Below are 8981 nucleotides of genomic sequence, written 5' to 3' on the forward strand. Positions count from 1 at the left end.
ACTCCCCGCCGCCCCCGCCCCGCGAGGCCGTCGCCCCGGCCGGCATCCGCGACCGCGGCGCGGGCCGCCCGACGAAGCGGGACCGCCGCGAGCTGGAACGCCTGCGCGGCCTGGCCGGACCGGGACCGGGCCCGGGCCCGGGAAGCGGCTTCGGCCCGGGAAGCGGCTTCGGCCCCGGTCCCGGCGGAGGGCCGGGCAAGCCGAGGCCGTGAGCAGCGCACGCGGCAGGGTCACCCCTGGAGCCGCAGCAGGCGCAGCAGCTCCGCGTTGTGCCCCCGCCGTGCCCAGGCGATGAGAGCGAGCGGCACGATCAGGATGAGCGGCGTCGCCGCGTACTGCCCGCCCATGACGGCGATCTGGACGACGAACGCGCCCACCATCAGCGCGGCCAGCGCCATCGCCGCCACCGACTGGAGCACCGGGATCAACAGGGCGACCGCTCCGGCCAGTTCGAGGGCGCCGATGGTGTACATCCCCGCGCTGCCCCAGCCGAGCTCCTCGAACGACTCGGCAGCCGACGGATGCGCGATGAGCTTGGGCAGGGCGCTCGCGATCCCGTAGAAGAGGGCGAGCAGCACCTGGAGGCCGCGCAGCGCGATCCGGGCACGCCGCCCGCGAGCGGTCGCGGACTCGGCGACGACCACACCGGCCGGGGCGGAGGGGGCGGCGGTGACAGGAGCGGTGGGCTCGGACATGGAGGTCTCCTGGGGGAAGCGGTCCGTGGTGATGTCGCGGAGGTAGACCGCCCCTCACCCTCGAACTCATCGCGCCCGGCGGATTTTCACCGACTCGCTCCGGCCCTGCTGTCACGGGCAGAACCGCCCAAGTCTTTCCGCCGGGTAGGGAGTCGTCCTTCTCACCTCCTGGATCGAGCGGTAGAAGTCCGTCATCACGGCCGCGACCGGCGCGTGGCGGGCGAGGATCCTCGCCGTCCCGGGTGGTACCCCGGTGGGCTGCTGTCCTTCGGCCCAGGCCCGTATCAGTCCTCCACGTAGCTCCCAGTCCGCGCCGTACAGGGCGGTGACCAGCCAGTTCACGAGGTAACTGGCCGTGTAGCAGCGGTCGTAGCCTGCGTGCCGGTCGTAGAAGTCGGTCTCGGCGGGTGAGAGGTCGAAGCGGCTGGACTGGGCGAGGCCGTAGTCGGCGAAGTACAGGCGCCGGCCGTCGGTCAGGACGTTCTCGAAGTGGGCGTCGAAGTGGAGCAGCCCCCGGCTGTTCATGAAGGACGTACCCGCCCGCAGTTCCGTCTCCACGAGCGAGCACGCCCGGTCGAGAGCCGCGCCGCCCGTGCGCACCTGCTCCGTGAGCCACGCGTGCAGCGTCTGGGGGACGTACTCCAGGAACAGCGCGACGCTCGCCGAGGACTGCCGCAGTGCCTCGATGCGATGTCGTACTTCCGCGCTCCCTTCCCAGTAGGCCACGGCCCGTTCCACATCGGCCAGTTCCTCCGCCAGGGTGGGTGCCTCGTCCGGCAGCACGCGCCAGTGGTACAGCAGCGGAAAGCCCTGGAACTGCCCGGAGAGCACCCAGTTCGTCGTCATCGTGTGGACGGCGACCTCGCGCCACGCCCCGAACCCGGGCCCGCCGACGCCGTACTGGCAGAAGGTGGGAAGCCCGAAGACATTGGCCGTGGACCGGCGGTGTTCCGGTCGCCGCTCCAGGTCCGTCAGAGGCACGCGCTTCACGAAGACCGGCGTGCCGGCCACGTCCATCCGGGCCGACTTCCCACCGATGCCCGTCCCCAACGGCACGGCCGCGTCCACCAGCTCGCGCAGCTCGGCGTCCCCGCACAGCGCCAGGGATGTCGAAACCGTGTCGTAGCCGGTCAGTCGCCCGGCCTCCCCCACCTCGTATGCCCCCTCACACACCCTGCCCACCTGGACCGCCGGGCACCGCCCTCACCCAGGTCCGATCCTCCGTCAGGTACTGGTCGACCCTCAGGCCCGTCTCCTTCAGCGCCTCCTCGAACTGTTCCGTGGTCAGCGGTCGCGCCCGGAAGGTATGGGTCCAGACCGCGTCCGGGAACTCGTACTCCGCCCGTACCGAGTTGACCCCGTCCCCGACCGGCTCCGACGACGTGATCCGGAGGGTGAAGCCGCTGGGATCCACCCGCTCGCGCGGCACGTTCGTGTGGTAGTCTTCGCCCTCCCGCTGGATCAGCACGGAGCCGCCCTCCGCGACATGCCGCACGCACGTGCGCAGCAGGCCTCGCCGCACCTCGGCGTCCCCGGCGTGCACGAGGAACGACGCCAGCAGCACCACGTCGAACTGCTCGCCCAGGTCCAGGTCCTCGATCGGGCTGCATATCGTCCGCGCTCCGCGTACGCGTTCCAGCATCTCGGCGGACTCGTCCACCGCCGTGACCTCGAAGCCGCGCTCCAGCAGCGCATGGGTCATGCGCCCGACGCCGCTGCCCAGCTCCAGGATGCGCGCGCCCGCCGGCACCGCCGCCGCGATGATGTCCGGTTCGTCCCCGACGGGCAGCCGCGCGTAGAACTCCACAGCGCAGCCGTCCGGGGTGATGGCGCCGGGCCCCGTCCCCTCATACCCCTCACGCATTTTCAGCTCCATGCCCGCCCAACGGACCACACCCGCACGCCCGTTCCCGTCCCGGCCGCGTTCACCCGCGCGAGTGAACGGCGTCCCGTACCGGCCCCGGCTCCCCCGTTGGTCGGCATCCGCGGCGAGGAGTACGTTGCAAAGAAGAGCGGAGATGGTGATGCGTACAGGCAGTGAACCGAGGACTGCGCGCAGTGCCCTGCGGGCGCGCTTCTGGCTGAGCGTGTGGGGACTGGTCTGGGCGCTCTTCGGGACGGTCGCTTTCACGCTCGCCGGGCGGACCGGCTGGGCCATCGCCTGTGGCGCGCTGCTGCTGGTCGTCGCGATCGACCTGATCGTCGTCCTCAGGCACATCCGCCAGGGCCCGCACTACCAGCCGGGCCCCGACATCCCGCCCTACCGTCCACCGGACGATCACCCCTGAGGCAGCCGGATCGCCCCTGACGCGGACGGGGACGGCCGCTCACGAGTCGAAGCGCGCCGCCTTCAGGAACCGCGGGTTCGGGTCCAGCGCGGCGGCCAGCCGGAAGTGACGCTTGGCCTGGTCGGGGCGGTTCTGCCGCTCATACGTGCGGGCGAGCGCGAAGTGCGCGAACGCGTTGTCCGGCTCGCGCTCCAGGACGATCGAGAACTCGAGCTCCGCCGGCCTCAGCTGCGCCGCCGCGAAGAAGGCACGCGCGCGCAGCAGCCGCGCGGCGGTGTTCTCCGGGTGGGCGGCGATGACTGCGTCGAGCAGCTTCACCGCGCCCCGCGGGTCCCGGGCCGCGAGCAGTTGCTCGGCGGCACGGAAGTCGATGACGTGCGTCTCCGGAGTACGTCCGGTCGAACCGCTGGTCTCGGGCACGGCAGAGTCCTTCCCTCACTGCAAGGGTTCAACGCCCCCGCGAGATGCCGCTATTCCTGAGGGGACGGCCGGGGCGCCTGTGACCTGCGCTCCAGCTCGGCCCACACGTCCTTCACGCGGCGCTCCAGGTCCTCCAGCGGGACGTCGTTGTCGATGACGATGTCCGCGATCTCCCGGCGCTGCTCGCGTGTCGCCTGGGCGGCCATCCGCGCGCGGGCGTCCTCCTCGGTCATGCCGCGCAGCCGTACGAGCCGGTCGAGCTGGGTCTCCGGGCTCGCGTCGACGACGATCACGACGTCGTACAGCGGCGCCAGGCCGTTCTCCGTGAGGAGCGGGACGTCGTGCACGACGACCGCGTCCTCGGTGGCGGCCTCCTCGAGCTCGCGGGAGCGGGCGCCCACGAGGGGGTGCACGATCGAGTTGAGCGTGGCGAGCTTCGCCGCGTCGGCGAAGACGATGGAGCCGAGCCTGGGCCGGTCCAGGCTGCCGTCGGCCGCGAGCACCTCCTCGCCGAAGGCCTCCACGACCGCGGCGAGCCCGGGGGTCCCCGGTGCGACGACCTCCCGTGCGATGCGGTCCGCGTCGATCAGCACGGCACCGCGCTCGACGAGCAGCCGTGACACCTCACTCTTGCCGGCACCGATACCGCCGGTCAGGCCCACCTTCAGCATGAGCCGAGCTTAGGCCCTGCCACGGGCAGGGCCCTGTCCAGGTCTCCCGGGGCTCAGCTGTCGCCTTCTCTCTCCGCCAGGAACTTCTCGAACTCCCGGCCGATCTCGTCCGCCGACGGGATGTCCACCGGCTCGGCGAGCATGTTGCCCCGGGTCTCGGCGCCCGCCACGGCGTCGTACTGGTGCTCCAGGCCCTCCACGAGCGCGGTGAGGTCCTCGTCGCCCTCGCGGATCTGCCGGTCGATCTCCGTCTGGGTGCGGTGGGCGTCCGAGCGCAGGGCGTGGGCGATGCCGGGCAGCACCAGTCCGGTGGCCGCCGTGATGGCCTCCAGGACCGTCAGGGCCGCGTCCGGGTACGGAGAACGGGCGATGTAGTGCGGGACGTGGGCGGCGACGCCCAGGACGTCGTGCCCGGCCTGGAGCAGGCGGTACTCGACGAGCGACTCGGCGCTGCCGGGCACCTGCGCCTCCTCGAACGGGCTGCGGTGGCCCGGGACGAGGTCGGTGCGGTTGCCGTGCGGGGTCAGGCCGACGGGCCGGGTGTGCGGGACGCCCATGGGGATGCCGTGGAAGTTCACCGACAGGCGGACGCCGAGCCGCTCCACGATCTGCTGCACGGCCGCGGCGAAGCGCTCCCACTCCACGTCCGGCTCGGGGCCGGACAGCAGCAGGAACGGCGCTCCCGTGGCGTCCTGCACCAGCCGCACCTCGATGGCGGGCTCCTCGTAGTCGCTCCAGCGGTCCCGCTTGAACGTCAGCAGCGGGCGGCGGGCGCGGTAGTCCACGAGCCGGTCGTGGTCGAAGCGGGCGACGAGCTGGTGGGGCAGCGAGTCGAGCAGCCGGTCGACGATCTGGTCGCCGGTCTCGCCCGCGTCGATGTATCCGTCGAAGTGGTAGAGCATGACAAGTCCGGCCGACTCCTGGGCCAGCGCCATGTCGACGACGGCCAGGCCCTTCGGCTCCCATGCGTACAAACCCTGCGGATCAAGCACAGTGACCGCTCCTCCTCGTGTCCGTACCGAACAACGCCCTTGCGGGCGTGGGCATTCCCGGAGAAGGAGTACATGATCTTTCTGAGGCAGCACTGAGGGGCCGCACCTCGAAAGGTACGGCCCCTCAGTCAGGAGCTACTGCTCAGCGGGCGTCAGCTCTGGCCGCCGGCCAGCTTCTCGCGAAGCGCGGCGAGCGCCTCGTCCGAGGCCAGCGCGCCGGAGTTGTCCGGGCCCTCGGAGGAGTACGAACCGCCACCACCGGACGCGGCCGGAGCCGCACCCGCGGTGTCGCCACCCTCGGCAGCGGCCTTCTCGTCCGCCTCGCGGGACTTGATGACCTGCGCCTGGTGCTGCTCGAAGCGCTGCTGCGCCTCGGCGTACTGGCGCTCCCACTCCTCGCGCTGCTTCTCGTACCCCTCGAGCCAGTCGTTGGTCTCGGGGTCGAAGCCCTCGGGGTAGATGTAGTTGCCCTGGTCGTCGTAGGACGCGGCCATGCCGTACAGCGTCGGGTCGAACTCGACCGAGGCCGGGTCGGAACCGAAGGACTCGTTGGCCTGCTTCAGGGACAGCGAGATCCGGCGACGCTCGAGGTCGATGTCGATGACCTTGACGAAGATCTCGTCGTTGACCTGGACGACCTGCTCCGGGATCTCCACGTGGCGCTCGGCCAGCTCGGAGATGTGGACCAGACCCTCGATGCCCTCGTCCACGCGGACGAACGCACCGAACGGAACCAGCTTCGTGACCTTGCCGGGCACGACCTGGCCGATCTGGTGGGTGCGGGCGAACTGCTGCCACGGGTCTTCCTGGGTCGCCTTCAGCGACAGGGAGACGCGCTCGCGGTCCATGTCGACGTCGAGGACCTCGACCGTGACCTCCTGGCCGACCTCGACGACCTCGGAGGGGTGGTCGATGTGCTTCCAGGAAAGCTCGGAGACGTGGACCAGACCGTCGACGCCACCCAGGTCCACGAAGGCACCGAAGTTGACGATCGAGGAGACGACGCCGGAACGGACCTGACCCTTCTGGAGGGTCGTGAGGAACGTCTGGCGGACCTCGGACTGGGTCTGCTCCAGCCAGGCACGGCGGGACAGGACCACGTTGTTGCGGTTCTTGTCGAGCTCGATGATCTTGGCCTCGAGCTCCTTGCCCACGTAGGGCTGGAGGTCGCGAACGCGGCGCATCTCGACCAGGGAGGCCGGGAGGAAGCCACGGAGGCCGATGTCGAGGATGAGACCACCCTTGACGACCTCGATGACGGTACCGGTGACGATCCCGTCCTCTTCCTTGATCTTCTCGATGGTGCCCCAGGCACGCTCATACTGGGCACGCTTCTTCGAGAGGATCAGGCGGCCTTCCTTGTCCTCCTTCTGGAGAACAAGGGCCTCGATCTCGTCACCCACGGCGACGACCTCGTTCGGGTCGACGTCGTGCTTGATCGAGAGCTCGCGGCTCGGGATCACACCTTCGGTCTTGTAACCGATGTCGAGCAGGACCTCGTCCCGGTCGACCTTCACGATGACGCCGTCGACGATGTCGCCGTCGTTGAAGTACTTGATCGTCTCGTCGATCGCGGCGAGGAATGCTTCCTCGTTACCGATGTCGTTGACCGCTACCTGCGGGGTGGTTGCGGTGGTCTCGGTGCTGCTCGTCATGTGGGAAAGGGCTCCGGTACGGACATTGAAGTCGTAGGTACTGCTACGCCGGGAGCCCGTTTCGCTCTGCAGAAGCCGGACAGCCAAGGAAGCGCCACACAAAAATGGTGGCGCCTCGACAACCGAGGGGACATACATACAGATGCGAGCGCAGCCTGCTACGTCTGAGGTGCGCAGGCCCGCAGCGCAACTTGTAGCATACGGGGGCAGCCGGGCAGGGTCAATGCGCGAAGCCGCCCACCCGGGGCGGATCACCGCATACCCGGCACAAGTCGTGTCGTCCGAGGCCACGCAGGGCGTGTGACGCCCCCTTCGTGACCGCTCCGGGACCGGCTGGACGGAAGAGTACGACGAGGGAGCCGATCATCCAAGAGCCCGAAGCGTCCGAACCGGAGGCGACCCGGCGTGACGCAGATGTCACGGAGAGCTCCCGGGCCAACCGGGGCTGGTGGGACCGCAACGCCGACGAGTACCAGACCGAGCACGGCACCTTCCTCGGCGACGACCGCTTCGTGTGGGGCCCCGAGGGCCTGGACGAGGTGGAGGCCGAGCTGCTCGGCCCGCCGGAGGAGCTGAAGGGCAAGGATGTCCTGGAGATCGGCGCGGGCGCGGCGCAGTGCTCGCGCTGGCTGGCCGGCCAGGGCGCCCGCCCGGTGGCCCTGGACATCTCGCACCGGCAGTTGCAGCACGCGCTGCGCATCGGCGGACCGTTTCCCCTGGTGTGCGCCGACGCCGGCGCGCTGCCCTTCGCGGACGGCTCGTTCGACCTGGCCTGCTCGGCGTACGGGGCGCTGCCCTTCGTCGCCGATCCGCGGCTGGTGCTGCGGGAGGTGCGCCGGGTGCTGCGGCCCGGGGGCCGTCTGGTCTTCTCGGTGACGCACCCGATCCGCTGGGCCTTCCCGGACGAGCCGGGACCGGAGGGTCTTTCGGTGTCGGGTTCGTACTTCGACCGCACGCCCTACGTCGAGCAGGACGAGGAGGGCCGCGCGGTCTACGTCGAGCACCACCGCACGCTCGGCGACCGCGTCCGCGACGTGGTGGCCTCGGGCTTCCGGCTGGTGGACCTGGTGGAGCCGGAGTGGCCGGTCTGGAACACCTCCGAGTGGGGCGGCTGGTCGCCGCTGCGCGGGAACCTGATCCCGGGGACGGCGATCTTCGTGTGCGAGCGAAGCGAGATGGGGGCGCCCCCGGCCGAAGGCTGGGGGAGGGACTGAAGGCCCGCGCGCGACAGGCACCTTCCGCGCCGTACGACACTGAGGGCGTGATCCGTTACGACGCCCTGGACGCCCTGCCCGTACGTGGTGCCCTGCCCGCCCTGGACGACGCGCTGGAGGGGCACGGCACCGCCGTCCTCGTGGCGCCGCCCGGCACCGGAAAGACGACCCTGGTGCCCCTGGCCCTCGCGGGGCTGCTCGGGGAGGGGCCCCGGCGGCGTGTGATCGTCGCCGAGCCGCGGCGGATCGCGGCCCGGGCGGCGGCCCGGCGGATGGCGTGGCTGCTGGGCGAGAAGGTCGGCGACAGCGTCGGCTACACCGTGCGCGGGGAACGCGTCGTCGGGCGGCACACGCGCGTGGAGGTCGTCACGACCGGTGTGCTGGTGCAGCGGGTACAGCGGGACCAGGAGCTGGCCGGTACGGACGTGGTCGTGCTCGACGAGTGCCACGAGCGGCATCTGGACGCGGACACGGCGGCGGCGTTCCTGTGGGACGTACGGCAGACGCTGCGCCCCGAGCTGCGGCTGGTGGCCGCCTCGGCGACGACCGACGCGCAGGGGTGGGCCGCGCTGCTGGGCGGCGCTCCGGTGGTCGAGGCCCAGGGGGCGGCGTATCCGGTGGAGGTCGTGTGGGCGCCGCCGGTGCGGCCCGTGCGGCCGCCCCACGGGATGCGTGTCGATCCGGTGCTGCTGACGCATGTGGCGTCGATGGTGCGGCGGGCACTGGCCGAGCGGGACGGGGACGTGCTGTGTTTCCTGCCGGGCGTGGGCGAGATCGCCCGGGTCGCGGGGCAGCTCGGGGAGCTCGGGGACGTCGAGGTGCTTCAGGTGCACGGGCGGGCGTCCGCGGCCGTGCAGGACGCCGTGCTGGCGGGTGGGGAGCGGCGCCGGGTGGTGCTGGCCACGTCGGTGGCGGAGTCGTCGCTGACGGTTCCCGGTGTGCGCGTGGTCGTCGACTCCGGACTGACGCGGGAGCCTCGCGTCGACCACGCGCGCGGGCTGAGCGCGCTGACGACGGTGCGGGCGTCACAGGCGGCCGGGCGGCAG

Annotated in this window: 10 protein-coding genes and 1 pseudogene; 4 read left to right on the forward strand and 7 right to left on the reverse strand. The window is 71.2% G+C overall.

Annotated elements, in window-relative coordinates; translation table 11 throughout:
* Positions 1–212, forward strand: a pseudogene (locus CA983_RS35785) (RNA-binding S4 domain-containing protein); the annotation flags it as partial.
* A gap of 18 nt (positions 213–230) precedes the next feature.
* Here CA983_RS35785 and CA983_RS35790 read toward each other — a convergent pair.
* The 3 genes from CA983_RS35790 to CA983_RS35800 form a co-directional block, all read right to left on the reverse strand.
* Positions 231–695, reverse strand: coding sequence for a DoxX family protein (locus tag CA983_RS35790; RefSeq protein ID WP_086604911.1), 465 nt, complete (start codon positions 693–695; stop codon positions 231–233).
* A 111-nt stretch (positions 696–806) separates the two neighbouring features.
* On the reverse strand, positions 807–1868 hold the full coding sequence (locus CA983_RS35795) for a protein kinase family protein (RefSeq protein ID WP_244207233.1): 1062 nt from the start codon (positions 1866–1868) through the stop codon (positions 807–809).
* A complete protein-coding gene (locus CA983_RS35800) occupies positions 1861–2559 on the reverse strand; it encodes a class I SAM-dependent methyltransferase (RefSeq protein WP_086604913.1) in 699 nt (232 codons plus the stop codon). The genes CA983_RS35795 and CA983_RS35800 overlap by 8 nt, the downstream gene beginning before the upstream one ends.
* Positions 2560–2719: 160 nt before the next feature.
* Between CA983_RS35800 and CA983_RS35805 the strand changes: the two genes are divergently transcribed.
* Positions 2720–2983 carry a DUF6343 family protein gene (locus tag CA983_RS35805; protein ID WP_425276497.1) on the forward strand — a complete coding sequence of 88 codons (264 nt, stop codon included), beginning with the start codon at positions 2720–2722 and terminating at the stop codon, positions 2981–2983.
* A 39-nt stretch (positions 2984–3022) separates the two neighbouring features.
* Here CA983_RS35805 and CA983_RS35810 read toward each other — a convergent pair whose 3' ends face one another.
* The 4 genes from CA983_RS35810 to rpsA all read right to left on the reverse strand — a co-directional run bounded on the left by CA983_RS35810 (position 3023) and on the right by rpsA (position 6721).
* Positions 3023–3403: a tetratricopeptide repeat protein gene (locus CA983_RS35810; RefSeq protein WP_086604915.1), complete on the reverse strand. Its 381-nt coding sequence runs from the start codon at positions 3401–3403 to the stop codon at positions 3023–3025.
* 50 nt (positions 3404–3453) lie between these two features.
* Positions 3454–4074, reverse strand: coding sequence for a dephospho-CoA kinase (coaE, locus tag CA983_RS35815; protein WP_086604916.1), 621 nt, complete (start codon positions 4072–4074; stop codon positions 3454–3456).
* 53 nt (positions 4075–4127) lie between these two features.
* Positions 4128–5066 carry a PAC2 family protein gene (locus tag CA983_RS35820; protein WP_086604917.1) on the reverse strand — a complete coding sequence of 313 codons (939 nt, stop codon included), beginning with the start codon at positions 5064–5066 and terminating at the stop codon, positions 4128–4130.
* Positions 5067–5218: 152 nt separating this feature from the next.
* A complete protein-coding gene (gene rpsA, locus CA983_RS35825; protein ID WP_086604918.1) occupies positions 5219–6721 on the reverse strand; it encodes a 30S ribosomal protein S1 in 1503 nt (500 codons plus the stop codon).
* A gap of 314 nt (positions 6722–7035) precedes the next feature.
* On the opposite strand from rpsA, the gene CA983_RS35830 reads away from it, so the two are divergent.
* Together CA983_RS35830 and CA983_RS35835 are read left to right on the forward strand one after the other, a co-directional pair.
* The gene (locus CA983_RS35830; protein WP_208637107.1) at positions 7036–7935 is read left to right on the forward strand and encodes a class I SAM-dependent methyltransferase; all 900 of its coding nucleotides are present in this window, start codon (positions 7036–7038) and stop codon (positions 7933–7935) included.
* Positions 7936–7982: 47 nt separating this feature from the next.
* Positions 7983–8981, forward strand: a 999-nt coding sequence (locus CA983_RS35835) for a DEAD/DEAH box helicase (protein WP_143645638.1), incomplete at its 3' end; no start/stop codon positions are given.

It is taken from the genome of Streptomyces swartbergensis (assembly GCF_002148965.1).
GTDB classification, from domain to species: Bacteria; Actinomycetota; Actinomycetes; order Streptomycetales; family Streptomycetaceae; genus Streptomyces; species Streptomyces swartbergensis.

Bases quoted from the DNA above. Each gene is read 5' to 3' on its own strand.
- CA983_RS35800 (WP_086604913.1), bottom strand. From the start codon at position 2,559: ATGCGTGAGGGGTATGAGGGGACGGGGCCCGGCGCCATCACCCCGGAC.
- CA983_RS35790 (WP_086604911.1), bottom strand. From the start codon at position 695: ATGTCCGAGCCCACCGCTCCTGTCACCGCCGCCCCCTCCGCCCCGGCC.
- coaE (WP_086604916.1), bottom strand. From the start codon at position 4,074: ATGCTGAAGGTGGGCCTGACCGGCGGTATCGGTGCCGGCAAGAGTGAG.
- rpsA (WP_086604918.1), bottom strand. From the start codon at position 6,721: ATGACGAGCAGCACCGAGACCACCGCAACCACCCCGCAGGTAGCGGTC.
- CA983_RS35805 (WP_425276497.1), top strand. From the start codon at position 2,720: ATGCGTACAGGCAGTGAACCGAGGACTGCGCGCAGTGCCCTGCGGGCG.